At 60.3% G+C, this 19,831-nt stretch carries 15 protein-coding genes; 8 read left to right on the plus strand and 7 right to left on the minus strand.

Features of this window, described 5'->3' with window-relative positions; translation table 11 throughout:
- Positions 1–50: 50 nt before the first annotated feature.
- Positions 51–479, minus strand: a complete 429-nt coding sequence (locus AC13QY_RS21850; RefSeq protein WP_488493923.1) for a plant virulence effector HPE1-like domain-containing protein — start codon at positions 477–479, stop codon at positions 51–53.
- Positions 480–693: 214 nt separating this feature from the next.
- Positions 694–1,962, minus strand: a complete 1,269-nt coding sequence (purD, locus tag AC13QY_RS21855; RefSeq protein ID WP_269244417.1) for a phosphoribosylamine--glycine ligase — start codon at positions 1,960–1,962, stop codon at positions 694–696.
- Between the two features lie 246 nt (positions 1,963–2,208).
- On the opposite strand from purD, the gene AC13QY_RS21860 reads away from it, so the two are divergent.
- Entirely contained in the window at positions 2,209–4,518 is a 2,310-nt protein-coding gene (locus AC13QY_RS21860) for a Tex family protein (protein WP_269244416.1), read from the plus strand.
- 144 nt (positions 4,519–4,662) lie between these two features.
- Positions 4,663–5,922 (plus strand): cyclopropane fatty acid synthase, encoded by a 1,260-nt coding sequence (locus tag AC13QY_RS21865; RefSeq protein ID WP_488493924.1) that lies wholly within the window; start codon positions 4,663–4,665, stop codon positions 5,920–5,922.
- 89 nt (positions 5,923–6,011) lie between these two features.
- On the opposite strand, the gene AC13QY_RS21870 is transcribed toward AC13QY_RS21865, so the two are convergent.
- The gene (locus tag AC13QY_RS21870) at positions 6,012–6,446 is read right to left on the minus strand and encodes a hypothetical protein (protein WP_152095499.1); all 435 of its coding nucleotides are present in this window, start codon (positions 6,444–6,446) and stop codon (positions 6,012–6,014) included.
- Positions 6,447–6,740: 294 nt separating this feature from the next.
- On the opposite strand from AC13QY_RS21870, the gene AC13QY_RS21875 reads away from it, so the two are divergent.
- The 3 genes from AC13QY_RS21875 to AC13QY_RS21885 all read left to right on the plus strand — a co-directional run bounded on the left by AC13QY_RS21875 (position 6,741) and on the right by AC13QY_RS21885 (position 9,059).
- The gene (locus tag AC13QY_RS21875; protein ID WP_371864869.1) at positions 6,741–7,526 is read left to right on the plus strand and encodes a MipA/OmpV family protein; all 786 of its coding nucleotides are present in this window, start codon (positions 6,741–6,743) and stop codon (positions 7,524–7,526) included.
- A 74-nt stretch (positions 7,527–7,600) separates the two neighbouring features.
- On the plus strand, positions 7,601–8,563 hold the full coding sequence (gene ubiA / locus AC13QY_RS21880) for a 4-hydroxybenzoate octaprenyltransferase (protein ID WP_152095498.1): 963 nt from the start codon (positions 7,601–7,603) through the stop codon (positions 8,561–8,563).
- 40 nt (positions 8,564–8,603) lie between these two features.
- Positions 8,604–9,059, plus strand: coding sequence for a GNAT family N-acetyltransferase (locus AC13QY_RS21885; RefSeq protein WP_488493925.1), 456 nt, complete (start codon positions 8,604–8,606; stop codon positions 9,057–9,059).
- Between the two features lie 69 nt (positions 9,060–9,128).
- Here AC13QY_RS21885 and AC13QY_RS21890 read toward each other — a convergent pair whose 3' ends face one another.
- Positions 9,129–9,695 carry a DUF6101 family protein gene (locus tag AC13QY_RS21890; protein ID WP_069613709.1) on the minus strand — a complete coding sequence of 189 codons (567 nt, stop codon included), beginning with the start codon at positions 9,693–9,695 and terminating at the stop codon, positions 9,129–9,131.
- Between the two features lie 318 nt (positions 9,696–10,013).
- On the opposite strand from AC13QY_RS21890, the gene AC13QY_RS21895 reads away from it, so the two are divergent.
- Complete coding sequence (locus tag AC13QY_RS21895; RefSeq protein WP_152095496.1) at positions 10,014–12,530, plus strand: DUF1217 domain-containing protein; 2,517 nt, start codon at positions 10,014–10,016, stop codon at positions 12,528–12,530.
- A 511-nt stretch (positions 12,531–13,041) separates the two neighbouring features.
- Positions 13,042–15,726: a DNA translocase FtsK gene (locus AC13QY_RS21900; RefSeq protein ID WP_442967289.1), complete on the plus strand. Its 2,685-nt coding sequence runs from the start codon at positions 13,042–13,044 to the stop codon at positions 15,724–15,726.
- A gap of 299 nt (positions 15,727–16,025) precedes the next feature.
- Here the strand turns inward: AC13QY_RS21900 and AC13QY_RS21905 are convergent, their stop codons facing one another.
- Positions 16,026–16,577, minus strand: a complete 552-nt coding sequence (locus AC13QY_RS21905; RefSeq protein WP_113353877.1) for an MOSC domain-containing protein — start codon at positions 16,575–16,577, stop codon at positions 16,026–16,028.
- A gap of 72 nt (positions 16,578–16,649) precedes the next feature.
- Here AC13QY_RS21905 and phnF point away from each other — a divergent pair, with 72 nt between their 5' ends.
- Positions 16,650–17,384, plus strand: a complete 735-nt coding sequence (phnF, locus tag AC13QY_RS21910; protein WP_113353878.1) for a phosphonate metabolism transcriptional regulator PhnF — start codon at positions 16,650–16,652, stop codon at positions 17,382–17,384.
- A 3-nt stretch (positions 17,385–17,387) separates the two neighbouring features.
- Here phnF and AC13QY_RS21915 read toward each other — a convergent pair whose 3' ends face one another.
- On the minus strand, positions 17,388–18,818 hold the full coding sequence (locus AC13QY_RS21915) for an FAD-binding oxidoreductase (protein WP_113353879.1): 1,431 nt from the start codon (positions 18,816–18,818) through the stop codon (positions 17,388–17,390).
- A gap of 33 nt (positions 18,819–18,851) precedes the next feature.
- Entirely contained in the window at positions 18,852–19,826 is a 975-nt protein-coding gene (locus AC13QY_RS21920; RefSeq protein ID WP_113353880.1) for an L-threonylcarbamoyladenylate synthase, read from the minus strand.
- Positions 19,827–19,831: the final 5 nt, after the last annotated feature.

Raw genomic sequence — 19,831 nt, forward strand, 5'->3', positions numbered from 1 at the left:
ATATAGTCGGCATTTCGCAAGCGCCCAAACGCGGGAACGCCTTGTGAAGATTACTGGCGAAGCTGGAAGCCGGAGATATCGAGCGGCGCAGGTTCGCGAGCTACGGAGGAGTTGGGCAAAGCCGCCGTCTGAGCGGTCATGTCGATCCCATCGGCAGGTTCACCGGCCGCAGCAAGCGCTTCTGGCGTCGGTTTGCTGACGAAGTTAACAGGCGAGCCGCCCATCCACGCTTCGGTGCGGACGACCCTTTTCTGACCATCGATATTGCGCACGACCACGGATTGGGTGCCAGGCTCCAGCGCCGGCACGGTATATTCCTTTTCCGTGACCGGCGGCTTCAGCGGAGGGCATTCGGCACAGCTCTTGTCGATAATGCTGCCTTTGCCGCCGATCATCGTGCCGTTGATCGGCTGAATCGACGAAGCCATGGCGGAGCCGCCGGCTAGTACGCACGCCAAGGTCAGAAAAAAGGAACGCATAACCAAGAACTCCGCCTTGAGCAATTCCAGGAAAAGTGCGCAGCGGTTTTCCGTCCGGAATTGCGTAAAAACAAAGGGATAGAGCATTTTCGCGTTTCGAAGAAAAGCGCAATGGCTCTATAGTGACGAAGACATTATTGTCGCTTTATTTCCATCCCGTCAGGAGATTAGGTAAAAATTTAATGGACTTGCAATTGCAGAGCCGCAGGGATGTTTACTTTTCGCGCTCCACTGCACGCCAGCCGATATCATTGCGATAGAAGCCGTTATCCCATTTCACCTTGCTGGCCAGGGCATAGGCGCGTTCCTTTGCTTCGCCCACTGTCTTGCCCGTTGCGGTAATATTCAGCACCCGACCACCGGTTGCAACCAGCGCCCCGTCCTTCAGGGCTGTGCCGGCATGGAACACCTTCTCGTTTTCACCATCCGCGGGCAGCGCTGTGATCGGCGTGTTCTTGGCATAGGAACCGGGATAGCCCTTCGAGGCCATGACGACGGTCAGCGCCGGGTCGTCGCTCCATTCGGCCGTCATCTGATCCAGGGTGCCGTTGGCGCAGGCATAAAGCAGCGGCAGCAGATCGCTCTTCAGCCGTATCATCAGCACCTGGCATTCGGGATCGCCGAAGCGGACATTGTATTCGATCAGTTCTGGCCCCTTGGCGGTGATCATCAGCCCGGCGAAGAAGACGCCGCTGAAGGGATGGCCGCTTTCCGCCATGCCGCGCATCGTCGGCTCGATGATTTCCTTCATGGTGCGCTCGACCATGTCTGGCGTCATCACGGGAGCAGGGGAGTACGCGCCCATGCCGCCAGTGTTCGGGCCGGTATCGCCATCGCCGACGCGCTTGTGGTCTTGGGCGGTCGCAAGCGCCAGCGCATGCTTGCCGTCGCAAAGGCAGAAGAAGCTTGCCTCCTCGCCGTCGAGATAGGCCTCGATCACCACTTCCGCCCCGGCCTCGCCGAAAGCGCCCTCGAAGCAATCGTCGATCGCAGCAAGCGCCTCGTCGATGGTCATGGCGACAGTGACGCCCTTGCCCGCCGCAAGACCGTCCGCCTTCACCACGATCGGCGCCCCTTGCGCGCGGACATAGGCTTTCGCCTTCGGTGCATTGTTGAAGCGCTGATAGGCCCCTGTGGGAATATCGTAGCGGGCGCAGATATCCTTCGTGAAACCCTTGGACCCTTCGAGCTGGGCTGCCGCCGCGGAAGGGCCGAAGACGGCTATGCCGGCGGCGCGCAGCGCATCGGCAATGCCGGCGACCAGAGGCGCTTCCGGGCCGACCACGACGAAGTCGATGGCCTTGTCCTTGCAGAAGGCGACAACGGCGTCATGATTGTCGATGTCGAGCGCCGCAAGCGTCGCGTGCTCGGCAATGCCGGGATTGCCGGGTGCGGCGTAGAATTCCGTCATCAGGGGCGATTGCGCCAGTTTCCAGGCCAGTGCGTGCTCGCGTCCGCCCGATCCGATCAACAGAACTCTCATGGCTTGCCCTTTCGTTGCGTCCTTTTGCGCGGTTAAGCGGGGTTGAGCCAAAGGTCAAGCGGCAAATCCTGTGGAGGCAGGGCCGGCAACATTGCCATGCCTTTTTATCCCGCTAAAGCGGAAACGGCTTTCGCCCTCCACGCCATCTCCGCGCCGGGATTAGCGTGTTGCGTGGCGAAAACCGCTTCTTATGTCCGCGGGATCATGCTTATGGTCCCATCACGCTCGTTCAGTTCAGAGAGACACATGGCCGCTGATATCCGTTCCCTTGCCGCAACCATCGCCGCCGAGATCAATGCCCGCCCGGATCAAGCCAAGGCCGCCATCGAACTCCTGGACGAAGGCGCGACCGTGCCCTTCATCGCGCGCTACCGCAAGGAAGTAACCGGTGGCCTCGACGATACCCAGCTTCGCACGCTCTCGGAACGTCTCGTCTATCTGCGTGAACTCGAGGCTCGCCGTGCGGCCATCATTGAATCCATCACCAGCCAGGGCAAGATGACCGACGAGTTGATGGCCAAGATCGGCACCGTCGCCACCAAGTCCGAGCTGGAAGACCTCTATCTGCCCTACAAGCCGAAGCGCCGCACGCGCGCCGAGATTGCCAGGGAGCGCGGCCTCGGCCCCTTGGCCGACACGATCCTCGGTGATCGCTCCAAGGATCCCACGGTGCTGGCCGAGGGCTTTATCACGGCCGATGTGCCTGACGTGAAGACGGCGCTGGAAGGCGCGCGCGATATCATCGCCGAAGGCATTGCTGAAAATGCCGATCTGCTCGGTAAGCTGCGCAATTATATGAAGACCCATGCCACGCTGAAGGCCGCTGTCGTCGACGGCAAGCAGGAGGCAGGCGCCAAGTTCTCCGACTATTTCGCCCATCAGGAGCGTTGGGCGACAGCGCCCGGTCATCGGGCGCTCGCCATGCTGCGCGGCTGGAACGAAGAGGTGCTGACGCTGACCATTGAGGTTGATACGGATGCCGTCTCGCCCAACAAGCCGGTCGAGCGCATGATAACTGCGGCCTATGATATCGGCGCCAGCCTGCCCGGCGACCGCTGGCTGACGGAAGTCGCAAGCTGGACCTGGCGCGTCAAACTTTCGATGTCGCTGTCGCTCGACCTGATGCGCGAACTGCGCGAACGTGCCGAAGAAGAAGCGATCCACGTCTTCGCCCGCAATTTGAAGGATCTGCTACTGGCAGCGCCGGCGGGTTCCCGCGCCACCATGGGCCTCGATCCCGGCATCCGCACCGGCGTCAAGGTCGCCGTGGTGGACGGTACGGGCAAGCTGCTAGAGACGACGACGGTCTATCCCTTTCCGCCGAAGAACGACGTGCGCGGCACACAGGCCGCACTTGCCTCGCTCATCCGCAAGCACAAGGTCGAACTGATCGCGATCGGCAACGGCACCGGCAGCCGCGAAACCGAAAAGCTGGTGGCCGACATGCTGGCCGAACTGCCGGCGCCGAAGCCGACCAAGGTCATCGTCTCCGAAGCCGGCGCATCGGTTTACTCTGCCTCGGAAACGGCTGCGCTTGAATTCCCCGGTCTCGACGTCTCGCTGCGCGGCGCCGTCTCCATCGCCCGCCGCCTGCAGGATCCGCTGGCCGAGTTGGTGAAGATCGAACCGAAGTCGATCGGCGTCGGCCAGTACCAGCACGATGTCGACCAGCAGAAGCTGTCGCGTTCGCTGGATGCCGTGGTCGAAGATGCGGTGAATGCCGTTGGTGTCGACCTGAACACGGCCTCGGCGCCGCTGCTTTCCCGTGTCTCCGGCCTCGGGCCATCGATCGCCGACGCCATCGTTAAGCATCGCGATGTCGAAGGCGCATTCGAGACACGGCGTGATCTCCTGAAGGTCGCCCGTCTCGGCCAGCGCACCTTTGAGCAATGCGCCGGCTTCCTGCGCATCCCGAATGGTAAGGAGCCGCTCGACGCTTCCTCGGTGCACCCGGAGGCCTATGGTGTGGCCAAGAAGATCGTCGCTGCCTGCGGCCGTGATCTCCGCACGCTGATGGGCGATACGGCAACGCTGAAGGCTATCGACCCCCGGCAATTCATCGACGACAAATTCGGCCTGCCGACCGTGCGTGACATCATCGCCGAGCTGGAAAAGCCGGGCCGAGACCCGCGTCCGAGCTTCAAGACCGCAACCTTTGCGGAGGGCGTCAACGAGATCAGCGACCTCAAGCCGGGAATGCTGCTGGAAGGAACCGTGACCAATGTCGCTGCCTTTGGCGCCTTCGTCGACATAGGCGTCCACCAGGACGGTTTGGTGCATGTCTCGCAGCTGGCGGACCGTTTCATCAAGGACCCGCATGAGGTCGTGAAGGCCGGCGACGTCGTCAAGGTCAGGGTCGTGGAAGTCGACGCAAAGCGTAAGCGAATCGGCCTCTCCATGCGCAAAAATGGCAGCACTGTGGCGGCCCCGTCCGGGCGGGATACACGCGAACAGGGTGGTGCGCGCAACGCTGGCGTTAAGGGAAATACCCGTCCCAAGGCCGAGCAGCAGGGTAGTTTTGGCGCCGCCTTGGCCGATGCACTCAAACGAAAATAAGGACTTAGCGGAACTTCGTGCAAGAATGTCACACTCTGGCAGCGTTGTTGCCAGAGTGCCAATGACTGTGGAAAGGTGCGCTTGCCACAACGCTGTGAGGCGTTAAAGTTGCCTTAATGTCATGTCATAACATTCGAGGCGTCCATGGCGTCGACCCTTTTTCCTCTCGTCCAGAAAATCATCCGTAAAGGTTCACTCAGGCTTACGCTCGCATCCGGCGAGACCCATGTGGTCGGCGACGGAACCGGAGAGACGGTAGCCGTCCGGTTTGCCGATCAGCAGGCTGAAGATGCCGTCGCGCGCGATCCGACGCTCAAGCTCGGCGAAATGTATATGGAAGGCCGCTTCATCCTGGAGCAGGGCGACATTTACGAATTCCTGTCGCTGGTGAAGCAGAATACCACCAATGAGGTCTTCGACTTCCGCATGGCGGCGCTGCTGATCGGTCGTATCGCCTGGCAGCAGATCAAGAGCCGCTCGCCGATCAATCGCAACAAGCACAATGTTGCGCATCACTACGATCTCTCAGCGAAGCTCTTCGACCTCTTCCTCGATGAGGACTGGCAATATTCCTGCGCCTATTTCAATCCGCCTGGCATCAGCCTGGATGAAGCGCAGGTCGCCAAGAAACGGCACATCGCTGCCAAACTGCTGGTCGAGCCCGGCCAGAAGGTATTGGAAATCGGCTCCGGCTGGGGCGGTATGGCCATGTATCTCGCCGAGGCCTATCCCGGCCTCGACGTGACCGGTATCACGCTCAGCGAAGAGCAGCTCAAGGTATCGCGTGAGCGGGCGGCCAAGCGTGGCCTCTCCGATCGCGTCCGCTTCGAACTGCAGGACTATCGCTACATGTCCGGCAAGAAATTCGACCGTATCGTCTCGGTTGGCATGTTCGAGCATGTCGGCATCGGCGATTACGGCAAGTTCTTCCGCAAGGTTTCGGAGCTGCTTGATGATAACGGCGTCATGCTGCTGCACTCCATTGCCCGCCCGAAGTCGAGCTTTGCCACCAACGCCTTCATCGAAAAGTATATTTTCCCCGGCGGCTACATTCCGTCGATCGGCGAGACCACGCCGCCGCTGGAAAAGGCCGGCTTGCTCACGCGGGATGTCGAGACCCTGCCGATGCACTATGCCTATACGCTAAGGCACTGGCGCAACCGCTTCGTGGCGCGCAAGGCCGATGCCGTCGCGCTTTACGACGAGAAGTTCTTCCGCATGTGGGAGTTCTATCTGGCCGGCTCCGAAATGGGCTTCCGCTGGGATGAGCTCTTCATCATGCAGCTCCAGATCACCAAGAACCAGTTCGCCGTCCCCGACAACCGCAATTACATCGCGGAACGCGAGGCGAAGCTGAAGGAATTCGAGGCGGGGCGCGCACCTTTGGAGAAGGTGACGTTCTGAGCCTCCGTCATCGCGCCGTTTGACGGGGCCGGACCGCGGAAAGCCACGGTTCGGCCTTTTCTATTCATGCCTGCACGTCATCAAAGTTGCTACTTGCCGACATGGACGGTGAAGGTGCCGTCTTGCACCGTACCATCCGTATTCAGTCCCGCAAGGCGCAGGGTGAATTGGTCGGTGCCCGAGAAACCGGGATTCGGCGTGTAGTAGACAATGTTCCCCTGGACCGTCTTGCCCGAGCACAGATAGGCATTGCTGTCTTTCGGGAACTTTGCCGCGACCGGGCCATGCTCGACGTCAACCTTGCCGTGGGCAGGCTGCTTGATGACGCCCGTATAGGGAAATCCCGCAAAGGTGCAGTCCTGTTTCACGAGCGAAGTACTCGTAATCTTCGTCTTCTTGCCGGGGGCGACGCTTCCCGAAAAATGACTTTGTTTCGCCCCGCCGATCGGAGTGCCGACGCAGCCGGAAAGCGCCACGCCGGCAGTCAGGATCAGACCTAAGGAGATCAGGGATATGTTCTTCATTCGTTTCTCATCTTTTGAAATTGGGGGCTATGAGATGGCAGGCACTTGGCAATTGCGACCATTACCCACGATTGAGTATCTATACAGAAATTAAATCAGCACGATAGGCCTGCGCATGTCGAATGGCATCCGGTTAGAGCAACCTGAATTTGATGTTCTGACTGGATTCGGCGTCTTGTGGTTAAGGGAGCGGTAACGCGATCCGCATAATTTGAGGCAACTCTCGGGTCCTCAGGCCCTTTGTATTGCGTATCATGGAGTTTCGTTGTGTTTGCAAAGTTAAGGTTCCTTTTCATTGGCGGCCTCTCCGCTATCGCCTACGCCGGCGCTGCTGAGGCGGGCGACGGCCAGCATTTGTGGTCGGGTGACTGGTACCTAAGCGTCGGTGCGGCCGGTTTCTCTGCACCGAAATTCGAAGGCGGCAAGCACAACAAGCTGCAATGGTCGCCGTTGGTATCCATCGGCCGGCAGGGTCCTGGCCCTCGCTTTTCCTCGCGCAACGACAATCCCTCCTTCGCCCTGATCGAAAGCGATGCATTCCGCGTCGGCATCGTCGGCAAGTTCGTACCGAGCCGCGACAGCAGCGATGGGCACGAGCTGAGGGGATTGAAGAAGGTCAAGTGGGGTGTGGAAGCTGGCGGCTTTGCCGAGGCCTATCCCACGGATTGGCTGCGCGCCCGCGTCGAAGTTCGCCAGGGCATTCGCGCCCATAGCGGCGTCGTCGCCGATGCCGCGGTGGATGCCTTTACCGACATCACACCGGAGCTTCGCGCTTCGGCCGGTCCACGCATGACGCTCGCCAGCAGCGACTATTTCGACACCTATTATGGCGTCAATGCGCGCGAATCGGCTGCCTCCGGCCTCAGCGGCTACAAGCCCGGCGGCGGCGTCAAATCGGTCGGTTTCGGCGGCGCACTGACCTGGAAGGCCTCGCAGAACTGGACCACCAGCACCTTCCTCGAATATACCCGGCTCACCGGCCCGGCTGCCGACAGCAGCCTCGTGCGCGAGCGTGGCGACCGTAACCAGCTGCTGATCGGGGTTTCCGCCAGCTACAAGTTCAATTTCACGATGAACTGAGCAACGGACGAGGTCATGTCTCGTTATGGCCTCGCCGCTTGACCTCGGGTGCCGGATATCACTACTACTCGCCTATGCAAAACACAGGCGACATCAACGGGCGCGTCGCTGACGCGCCATCCGGCAACTGGGTCTACCGCGTTCTGCCCCCGACGCTTTGGCCATACGCCCAGCTTGCACGCTGGGACAGGCCGATCGGCTGGCAGCTCCTGATGTGGCCATGTTTCTGGTCCGTCGCGCTTGCGGCCAATGCCTCCGTCGCCCTGGGACATGGCTCCCCCGGCTTCGTGGTGATCTACCATCTCTCCCTCTATTTCATCGGCGCCGTCGCGATGCGCGGTGCCGGCTGTACCTACAACGATCTGGTCGACCACGAGATCGACATGTCGGTGGCGCGCACCCGCTCGCGCCCGCTGCCCTCGGGCCGCGTAACGCGCCTTCAGGCCAAAGTGTTCATCGCATTGCAGGCTCTCGTCGGCTTGCTGGTGCTCCTGCAGTTCAATTGGTTTGCCGTCGTGCTCGGTGTCCTGTCGCTCGGCATCGTTGCGCTCTATCCCTTTGCAAAGCGCTTTACCGACTGGCCGCAATTCTTCCTTGGCCTTGCCTTTTCCTGGGGCGCCCTGATGGGCTGGGCCGGCCTCTTCAGCAGCCTGTCGCTTGCCCCGATCGTGCTCTATCTCGCCGCCATCCTCTGGACCATCGGTTACGATACGATCTACGCGCATCAGGACAAAGAGGATGATGAGCTGATTGGTGTGCGCTCGACCGCCCGGCTTTTCGGCGATCAGACGCGCCTCTGGCTGGTCGGGCTCTATGGGGCGACGCTGCTTCTGATGCTGCTATCCTTTGCGCTTGCAGGTACAAGCTGGCTGGCCTATCTCGGCCTGGCCGTCGCCGGCGGCATGTTCGCCTATCAGATCGCCGTGCTCGATATCAACGACGGCGCACAATGCCTGGCCCTCTTCAAATCAAACAATCGGGTCGGGCTGATCATCTTCGCCGGTCTTTTCCTGTCGTTCCTGTTTCTTGCTCCCTGAAGGAAGGGATGCGCCGCATCAGGTTCCAGAGGAGGGCGTCATGGCATGCGAAATCCGTCTGGCCTCAGAGGCGGACACCGAGGCGATCAGCGGCGTAATCCTGACCGCACTTCACGAGAGCAACGCACAGGACTATTCTCCCGATATCATCGCGCGCGTTGCCGAAAGCTTTAGTCCCGCTGGCGTGCGCAGGCTCATGAGCAGCAGAACGGTCTTCGTGGCGGTCGAAGATGGAAGCATTGTCGGCACCGCGAGCCTTGACCGCGCCGTCGTGCGCACGGTGTTCGTCTCTCCCTCCGCGCAGCGACGTGGCATTGGCGCCTACCTGATGGCGGCAATCGAACGGGCGGCGAGGGCAGGTGGCAATACCACCCTGTCCGTCCCCTCGTCGATCACTACGCAGGGCTTTTACGAAAAGCTCGGCTTCCATGCTGTCGGCGAGAGTTTCCATGGCGATGAACGAACGATCATCATGGAGCGCTCGCTGATACCATAAGATTTCGGCCGCGGAATCGGTTTTCCCGCGGCCGGTTTCTGGCGATATTCGATTTCAAGCCTTATCGGCTTAATGTCTGGCGATGATCTCGCGACCCTGAATTTTCATCTTGATGCCGAGCTTGCCGGTCGTGCGGCGCACGAGGAAGCGTGGGCGGCGATTTGCGAAGTAGGAATGGCGGCGACGCGGCTGGCTGTCCTGCGAGCGGACACCGCCGAGATGTTCTTCCAGCGGACGGGCCACGCCGTCGGCTTCGATCATCAGCATCGGAATACGGAAGGCTTCCGACCAGGAGCGCCAGTCGGCGGCGATGTCGCTCAAATCGTGGGCCACGAGAAGGGGGATGCAGAGGTCCGGATCGGAGTGATGTAGTTCCAGCGTGACGGTGACTTCGCCGTCGCCGTGATCTATGGCGCGGGCGGCTACACCCTGGAATGCACGCTTGGGCAAGGCAACGGACAGCGGCAGGCCGCTGGACGGCAGGATCTTGCGCAGCACTGCGCCGCGCTCGTCGATCGTAATGGTGACATCACCTTCGGCACCTCGCATGGCGTAGCTGACCTGTTGCGGGAAGCGCGCCGGATCAAGCCGCAGTGTGGTTCCAGCCCAGTCGGGCTTCAGGACGGTATTAGTCATCGATTTTTCTACCCTTGCTTTACCTGAGAGCCGGTTGTTCCGGTCTTCTCTCGGAGAACTTTTGTCCTCTCGTTGTTGGGCAGATTAGGCGCCGTCCCTTCCAGACAGCTTAAAAATCGAGGTTAAGAAAACTTTGCGTCCTCAAATGGTTAGCAAACTCGAATGCATCAGGGTTTCCATAAGGTGAACACAGGGCAGGGTGGTGCGTCAGTATAGTGCACGCATAAGGTGAGCGCGTGTAAGTCTCAGGTAAGGTTTGTATGAAATAATGTCAGCCAGATTCGCCCCCTTTATTAGAGATCTATTGGGATTCTGCTGATGATTTCCACTTATCTTGGTTATACGATCGCAACCAGAGATATGGCGACCTCACTCAACCAGGTGGCGCAGCAGTCGCAAAACAAGCGTTTGATCGACTATTACAACGCCAATATCGGCAAAGTAACTGACGTCGACAGCTTCCTGAATGACTATCAATTATACAGTTACGCAATGGAAGCCTACGGGCTTTCCGACATGACTTATGCCAAGGCCTTTATGAAACAGGTCCTGACCAGCGACCTCAGCGACTCCAGCAGTTTCGCCAATAAGCTCACCGATCCGCGCTACAAAGAATTCGCTGCGGCGTTCAATTTCGGCACGAGCGCGACGGGTACGACGAATACGGCACAAACCAGCACGCAGGAAGACGACCTCATCGGGCTTTACCAACAGTCCTTTACGAATGAGGAGACGTCGGCGGCGACCGAAACGACCTATTACAGCCAGAATATCAGCTCGGTTAAGACGGTCGATGATCTCCTCGGTAATACCCGCCTGCGTAATTATGTGCTGCAGGCGTACGGTATCGACCCGACCTATGTGTCGAATTCGGCTCTGAAGCAGATGCTGACGAGCGATCTCAGCGATCCGAACAGCTACGTCAACCAGAATGGCGGTACCGCAGACAAGGCTCTGGTGGCGGAATTCAATTTCAATGCCGATGGCACGGTCAAGACATCGACGCCGGACGGCGACACGGCCTATTACGAGGCCAATATCGGCAGCGTCACCTCGGTCGATCAGCTGACGTCCAATCCGCAGCTGTTCCAATACGTCAAGACGGCATTCAATATCCCATCCTATATTACGGCGGATCAGTTCAATGCTTCGGCCAAGGATGCCAGCACCGCAAGTTCGAACGGGCTGACCGCCGTCATGGCGGAATTCAACTTCCAGAGCGACGGCACCGTCGCATCCGGTTCACAAGCACAGACATCTGACCAGATAAGCGCCACCACGGGAGGCTATACCGCGAACTATCCCGGAGGGCCGCAGACGCTCAGTCAGCAGGCCGATGTGATGAGCGCCTACAATTCCACCGTGCCTTCGTTCACGACGAGCGTCGGCGCAGCCGACAACGATCTCTATTACAAGAATCATATCGGCTCCATCACGTCGGTCGACCAGCTGACATCGGACACGCGCCTTTTCGATTACATCAAGACGGCTTACGGCATCGATCCGACGACGCCAGCCGTCGTCTTCAAGAACGCCTTCGGCGATTCGACGACCGCCGCCATCTTCGGTTTGACCGACGTCGTCTCCCAATTCAATTTCCAGTCGGACGGGACGCTTGCTTCCGGTCAGACGGCGCAGTCCCAGTCTGAGATCGACGCGGCCTCAAAGGCCTATATGAACAACTACCAGTCGTCGCAATCGACCCTGACCACGGATGCGGTCAACAACTACAAGAACCGCATCGCTGACGTGAAGACCATCAAGGATTTCTTTGCGAGCAATACGTCCGACAGTGATACCTCCAACGACAGTGCGCCGGAACTCTATCAGATGGCGCTGCGTGCCTATGGCATCGGCGAGAACGAAGTCACGAAGTCTCAGCTGACGAAGATTCTCGAAAGCGATCCTTACGATCCGAAGAGCTATGTCAACTCGCTCAAGGACTCTCGTTTTACCGCGCTTGCCAAGGCCTTCAATTTCGACAGTAAAGGCAATCTGAAGCCTCCGGTGCAGTCTTTGTCGCAAACGCAAATCAACAGCTATATCTCGGAATATTCCAGCCGCACCACGGCGGGGCTGTCGGGCGCCGAACTGACCAAAGCCACCAGCGATGCCAAGACCGCAGGCACCTATTTCGCCACCAATATCGTCAAGGTGACCAGCGTCACGGATCTCCTGGCCGACAGCAAGCTTACGAATTTCATCCTGACGGCCAATGGCATCGATCCGAAGACGGTCGATACGGCGACGCTGAAGAAGGCTTTCGCCTCCGATCCGTCCGATTCGAAGAGCTTCATCAACACGACCGATGGCGCCAAGTTCAAGAGCATCGTCGAGGCGTTCAATTTCGGCACCGACGGCAACCTGACCGACAGCAAGCTCGGCACCGCGCAAAACCAGGGCGCCCTTGCGGCGACCAATGATCTCTTTCTGCATCAAACGTTGGAAGATCAGCAAGGCGAGACCAATCCCGGCGTGCGACTGGCGCTCTACTTCCAGCGCAAGGCGCCCGATATCAACTCGATCTATGACATCATGGGCGATTCGGCGCTTTATGAGGTCATCACCACCACCTACAACCTGCCAAGCTCGATCTCCAATATGGATGTCGATACCCAGGCCAGCATGCTGAGCAAGTTCGTCAATGTGAGCGATCTGCAGGACCCGGATAAGGTCAATCAGCTGCTACAGCGATTCTCCGCGATGTATGACATGGAGAACAATACGACCTCCTCGACATCGCCGGCGCTATCGATTCTCACGGGCTCGTCGTCGAGCTCCGGCATCAGCGCCGATACGCTGCTTTCCATCGCGCAGCTGTCCTCGTCGCGGTAAAAGGTTCCCGCAAAAAATCTAACCTGTCTCCCCGTTGCGCTTCCGCGCGGCAGGGGCTTGCCATACCCTTGTTTTCGCAGGGTTTCTGAGCATATTCGGACGTGTTTTTCGGGTGTGGAATGGCAGCTTTCCACAACGGCAGGAAGGAACTTATTAACCATCCTTGCCCTATTCGATTTGAGAAGCCAACGGCAATATCAATGACTGGGTTGCAGGTCTCATGCGTCTTTCCCGAACGACACTTTCCAATGCCTCGCAAGGCGTCCAGCCGGAGGGGGATCTCGACCCGGAGCAGGCGGCCGAAGAGGCCCGCCGGGCCGAGCAGATCGCTGCTCGCCGCGCGTTTCTGGAAGAGAAGATTCGCAATGCCCGCGAAGCCAAGCGCAAGGCGGAAGAGCAGCGCCAAGCCGAGGAAAAGCGCCTTGCCGACGAGGTGAGGAAGCGCACCGCCGCTGCGCCACCGCCCGTTGTAGAGGCGTTGCAAGCCGCTGCGGTTACGAGCGAACAGGAAATGCCGGTTCTGCCGCAGGGGATCTCTGCGGAAGATCTCGCGTCTCCAGGTTGGCAGAATGCCTTCCTGATGGGGCCGAACGTGCGCTTTACCCGCACGCGTGAAAACGAAATCATCAGCCGCCGTCCGCCTGCCGAGCCGAAGCCCGAGATCCGGCCGCAAGCTTCCGCGCATGCCGCGATGCGGGTGATGGAGCCGCCTGTTGTGGCCGAAGCACCTGCTGCAGCCATTGTCGTCCCGCCCGTGCGGCAGGACGAGTTCCATCTGCCACCGCTCGAAGACATGCCGCTGGTGGTGGAAGGCTATATTCCGACAGTAATTCAGAATTCCCCGGCAACCGAGCCGGACGCATTGGAGATGACCGTTATCGCTACCGCATTCTCGAAAGCTCCCGCGATCGCGCTGGATGCTTCCCCTGTACAGTCAAGTGTTCCCGAGTCCGTAGCCGCGCCTGTGGTCGAGTCGCGTCTTGCCCATCTTTCCGATTTCGCTTTCTGGGACGCGATGCCGTTCGACGGCGAGTTCGTTTCTGCCCTCAGGGGTGAGCCGAAGCAGCCCGCGCCGTCCAGGCCGGAAGTCGATGCCGAATCGATCATCGCAAAGTTCCGCGTCGTCGAGTGCCGCCGCCCGGCAGCGGCCATCGAGCCGCAGCCCGTTGCCGTGCAGCCTCCGTCAGTAGAGGTCCCAGCACCAGTCGAAACCATTTCCAGCCAGCCGGCGGCAGATCTGAGCAACCCTGCCATGGACGAGCTCGCAGCGCTGGAGGCTGCCATTCTGGCTCCGGTCATCGAAGTTGTGGCAGCTTCTGAGGAAGCGCCGCAGCCGGAGCCGCAGCCTGTCGTTGAGGCCTCAGCCGAGACATTCGTTCCGCCTGCCTTCGTCACCGCCGTTTATGGTGCTGAAAGCGCTCCGGCCGTCGAAACGCGCCCCGCTCCCGTCATGGTCGTGGCACCGATGCCGGCGAAGGTCGCCGCTCCGGCTGCTGCTGAACCAGTTGCCAAGGCTATATCCACCATTCCCGCCGTCGAGGCCGCTGCTCAGCGTTTGATCGACGCGCCGCCTTCGCCGATCTCGCCGCGCCGTCCCGTCTCCCTGACGCCGCCCGAATGGCGCCCGATTGCCCGCACCGCCGATGGAGAATACGAGCTGCCGCCGCGTGAATTGCTGCAGGAGCCTGTTGCTCGTTCCGGTGTGATCATGACGCAGGAAACGCTTGAGCAGAATGCCGGCCTGCTGGAAAGCGTGCTGGAGGATTTCGGCGTCAAGGGCGAGATCATCCATGTTCGTCCAGGCCCGGTCGTCACCCTTTATGAATTCGAGCCGGCGCCCGGCGTCAAATCCTCGCGCGTCATCAACCTTGCGGACGATATCGCCCGTTCGATGTCGGCCCTCTCGGCTCGCGTTGCTGTCGTTCCGGGCCGCAACGTCATTGGCATCGAACTGCCGAACGTCAACCGCGAGACGGTTTATTTCCGCGAGATGATCGATTCGCCCGATTTCGAGAAGAGCGGCTACAAGCTGGCGCTCGGCCTCGGCAAGACGATCGGCGGCGAGCCTGTTATCGCAGAACTCGCGAAGATGCCGCATCTGCTCGTGGCCGGCACCACCGGCTCGGGCAAGTCCGTCGCCATCAACACCATGATCCTGTCGCTGCTCTATCGCATGACCCCGGAACAGTGCCGCCTGATTATGGTCGATCCGAAGATGCTGGAACTCTCCGTCTATGACGGCATTCCGCACCTGCTGACCCCGGTCGTGACCGATCCCAAGAAAGCCGTCATGGCGCTGAAATGGGCCGTGCGCGAAATGGAGGATCGCTACAAGAAGATGTCGCGCCTCGGCGTGCGCAACATCGACGGCTACAACAGCCGCGTTGCCTCCGCCAAGGAAAAGGGCGAGACGATCCACGTCATGGTTCAGACTGGCTTCGACAAGGGCACTGGTGCCCCGATCGAAGAGCAACAGGAAATGGACCTGACGCCGATGCCCTATATCGTGGTCATCGTCGACGAAATGGCCGATCTGATGATGGTTGCCGGCAAGGAGATCGAAGGTGCGATCCAGCGCCTGGCGCAGATGGCGCGTGCCGCAGGTATCCATCTGATCATGGCGACGCAGCGTCCGTCCGTCGACGTCATCACCGGCACGATCAAGGCGAACTTCCCGACGCGTATCTCCTTCCAGGTGACGTCGAAAATCGACAGCCGCACCATTCTCGGTGAGCAGGGGGCGGAACAGCTCCTCGGCCAGGGCGACATGCTGCACATGGCAGGCGGCGGCCGCATCTCCCGCGTCCACGGTCCCTTCGTCTCCGACGAGGAAGTCGAGAAGGTCGTGGCACATCTGAAGCTGCAGGGCCGTCCGGAATATCTCGACACGGTGACCGCCGACGAGGATGAGGAAGACGAGGAAGAAGACACAGCCGTCTTCGACAAGGGCGCGATTGCCTCGGAAGACGGCGACGATCTCTACGAGCAGGCGATCAAGGTGGTCATGCGCGACAAGAAGTGCTCGACCTCTTACATCCAGCGCCGCCTCGGCATCGGCTACAACCGCGCGGCATCGCTGGTCGAGCGCATGGAAAAGGACGGTCTCGTCGGCCCCGCCAACCATGTCGGCAAACGCGAGATCATCTCCGGCAACCGCAATGGTGGCGGCAATTCGGGCAATGAGGATTTCGATTGATATAGTTGGGGGATGACGCTTGCCGCGGTTGTTGCGGAGAGTGCGCACCCCCCTCTGTCCCTATCGGGACATCTCCCCCACAAGGGGGGAGATTGGCGGCCCGTAGCACTTTGTCGCCGCAAACGAACCTCCCGCCCGCAGAAACCAAAGCACGATGATTTGGCAAAGCGGTGCGACATACTCCCAACAATCTCCCCCCTTGTGGGGGAGATGTCACGTAAGTGACAGAGGGGGGTATCATAGGCTCGGCGCACTCAGAACCGACTTCTCGCTGTGCGGAGCATCAGCTCGATTTGTTATCAAACCCGCTCAAGCTTCACATGCGGCAGCGGCGGCAACTCGATACGGATCTCGTCATCGCGCTGCACACGGCCGCCCTGCACGACGATGCCCATGATGCCCGCCTTGCGGATCAGCCCACCATCGGCATCCTTGTCGAGCACCGCATGCAGCAGGCCTTTCTGAAAATTGTCGATCTGCTTGCAGGGATTGCGCAAGCCCGTCACCTCGACGATCGCTTCAGCGCCGATATGCAGGCGCGTGCCTTGCGGCAGAGAAAGCAGATCGATCCCTCGGGTGGCAATATTCTCGCCCATGTCGCCCGGCGAAACGGAGAAACCCTTTCCGGTGAGCTCGTCGAACAGTTCTTCCTGGATGAGGTGTATCTGGCGCAGATTCGGCTGGGTTGGATCGACCGCGACGCGAGAGCGGTGTTTCACCGTCACCCCCATATGCGCATCGCCTTCCACGCCAAGTCCGGCCAACAATTGAATATGATCCTTGGTCTGCTTGCTGAACTCGTGAACACCGCTGCTGCTAACTGACGTGACATATATCCGCTTGTCGCCCATGCCGAACCCTTCCATAAACGAGCTGGATCTTTATAAATTGGTATATACCAATTTCAAGGCAATAGATTGGTGATGGAAGAGAAAAATCGACAGGACAAAGGCGTAAGGGCCGCGGGAGGCTGGGCGGCCGTTGCCGCGAAGCTGAGAAATGCCATCGATGCGGGCACGCATGCGCCCGGCAGCCGGCTGCCGGGCGAGCGCGCTTTGTCCGAACAATTCGGTGTCTCCCGGGTGACGATGCGGCGCGCGATCGCAGAGCTGGAAGGGGAGGGCTTGTTGCGCGTGGCGCGCGGCAGCGGCGCCTATGTCCGTGCCGATATGCCCGTTCGTTTCCAGTTGGGCGACAAGGTACGGTTCACCAAGGATCTGACCGCGACGGATGCGAACCTCACGCGCAAGGTTGTCTCGGCCAGGGAAGTTCCGGCAATTGCCGATATCGCCACGCGGCTCAATCTTCAGCCGGGCGAGGCGGTGCTGGAAATGTGCCTGGTAGCCTATGCCGATGCGCTTCCCGTCTCGGTCGTGATGCGCAGCTGCTCGGCCAAGCGCTTCCCCGGTTTGGCAGAGAAATTCACCGTAATGGGCTCATTCACGGCGGCGCTGAAGGATTATGGCGTGGCCGACTATTGGCGACGCTCCACCGACATCACCGCGCGCATGCCGACTGAAGCGGAAGCCCGTCTGCTGCAGCAATCGCGCCTCGCGCCAGTGCTTGCCTATGCCGGCGAAGACATCGATGCCGATGGCAATGTGATTTCCTGCCAGATTGGCTGCTTTGCTTCGGAGCGGGTCGTCGTGACGGTTTGAGCCTCAGACCTTGAGGACCTTGCCCGGATTCATGATGCCTGCCGGATCGAAAGCCGTCTTGATCCGGCGCATCAGGTCGATTTCGATCTCCGAGCGGATGGAAGCAAGCTCGTCGCGCTTCAGCTGGCCGATGCCGTGCTCGGCCGAGATCGAGCCGCCATGCTGTAGCACCAGACCATGCACGATCTTGTTCATCTCGCGCCACCGGCCGATGAACTCCGCCTTGTCGGCGCCGACGGGCTGCGAGATGTTGTAGTGAATATTGCCGTCGCCCATATGGCCGAAGGCGCAGACACGCGCGCCCGGCATGGCACCGACAACGGCCTTTTCGGCTTCCGCCATGAATTGCGGGATTTGCGCCACCGGCACGGAAACATCGTGCTTGATCGAGCCGCCTTCCGGCTTCTGTGCGTCCGACATGCTCTCACGCATATGCCAGATGGCCTTCTGCTGCGCTTCCGAGCTGGCAATGGTCGCATCCTGGATCAGTCCGGCCTCATAGCCTTGCTCGAGCAGCGCCGTCATCATCCGCTCGGCGGTCTCAGCCGAATCCGAGGTGGAAATATCGATCAGGACATACCAGGGATGGGCTGTGTCGAGCGGGTCGCGCACGCCCGGAATATGCCGCGTGGTGAACTCGACGCCGATGCGCGGCATCAGCTCGAAACCAGTCAGTGCCGTGCCGCAGAGGCTGGAGGCATTCTTGAATAAAGTCAGCGCGTCATCGACCGATTGCAGGCCGGCAAAGGCCACCTGATGGCCAAGCGGCTGCGGGAAAAGCTTCAGCACCGCGCCGGTGATGACGCCGAGCGTGCCTTCCGCGCCGATAAAAAGATCGCGCAGGTCGTAGCCGGTATTGTCCTTCTTAAGACGGCGCAGGCCGTTCCAGATCTCGCCCGTGGGCAGCACGACTTCGAGGCCGAGGCAAAGCTGGCGCATGTTGCCATAGGCGAGAACGGCCGTACCCCCGGCATTGGTGGAAAGATTGCCGGCGACACGGCAGGAACCCTCGGAGCCAAGCGAAAGCGGAAACATGCGGCCATGCTCGGCCGCAGCCTTATGGACATCCGCGAGAATGCAGCCACCGTCGACGATCATGGTGTTGCCGACCGGATCGATATCGCGGATGCGGTTCATGCGCTCCAGCGACAGGATGATGTCGGAACCACCCTCGCGCGGCGTCTGCCCGCCGACAAGGCCGGTATTGCCGGTCTGGGGAACGATGGCCGTGCCGGTTTCACTAGCAAGCTTGAGGATGGCCGAAACCTCTTCCACCGAGCTGGGCTTCAGCAACATGGGCGAGGCGCCGTGATAGAGCCCGCGGTTTTCCACCAGATGCGGCGCAATTTCCGCCGGGTCACGTACGGCGTGTTTCTCGCCGACGATGGCGGCGAAGCGATCGAGAAGGTCGGAAGAGGGGACGGAGCTGCTCATGGCGTGTCCTTTGCCTGATGATGTCGGGCTGATTTATTCTCTGGGCGCGGCGGCGCGGCGCAGCCGGTCGTTGATGGCCTCACCGAGGCCCTCGTCGGGAATATGCGAAAAGGCAATGGTCGCAGCACCCGTAGCATCGGCGCGCTTCATGAAGTCAAAGAGGTTTGCTGCGGCTTCGGCGAGATCGCCGCTGACGCTCAGGTCCAGCACGGCAATGGCCTTTTCGCTGCCGGGAATATCTGGTGTCCCAAAGCGGATCAGCGCTTCGTTCGCGGAAACCTCAGTCGCGTCGAGGCGCACGGCTGCGCCCGGTGCATAATGCGAAGCCATCATCCCCGGAGCCTCGATGGCAGCCGAGGCTTTCTTCTTGCGCTTCAGCGCCTTGCCGGCCACCCGCTCGATCTCGCTGGCCGCCAGCCCGCCGGGCCGCAGCAGGCGCATCTCTTCATCTTCGACCTTGACGATGGTCGACTCCACGCCGACGACCGAGGCCCCGGCATCGAGGATGAGCGTGATCCGCTCCCCAAGGTCGTCATCGACATGATCGGCGCTTGTGGCGCTGATCTTGCCCGAAGTATTGGCGCTCGGCGCAGCAAGCGGTCTGTCGAAGGCGCGGATCAGATCGCCGGCAAAGCCTTGCGGCACGCGGATGCCGACCGTGTCGAGCCCGGCAGTCGCCAGCGGATGGATGCCGCTGTCGGGTTTGAGCGGTAGCACCAGCGTCAGCGGGCCGGGCCAGAAAGCTTCCGCCAATTTACGGGAGATAGGATCGAAGACCGCATAGCGTTCGGCCATGGCGAGATCGCTCATATGGCAGATCAGCGGATTGAAACGCGGACGACCCTTCGTCTCGTAGATCCGGGTAATCGCGGCGGGATTGGTGGCATCGGCGGCAAGACCATAGACCGTCTCCGTCGGCAGCCCGATCGGCAGACCCTCTGCGAGAGTCGCTGTCGCGACTTCGATCGCCGTTTGCGGATGTTCGAGAATGTCTATGTGTCGTGCCATGGCCT

The organism is Martinezella sp. CNPSo 3795 (assembly GCF_057784475.1).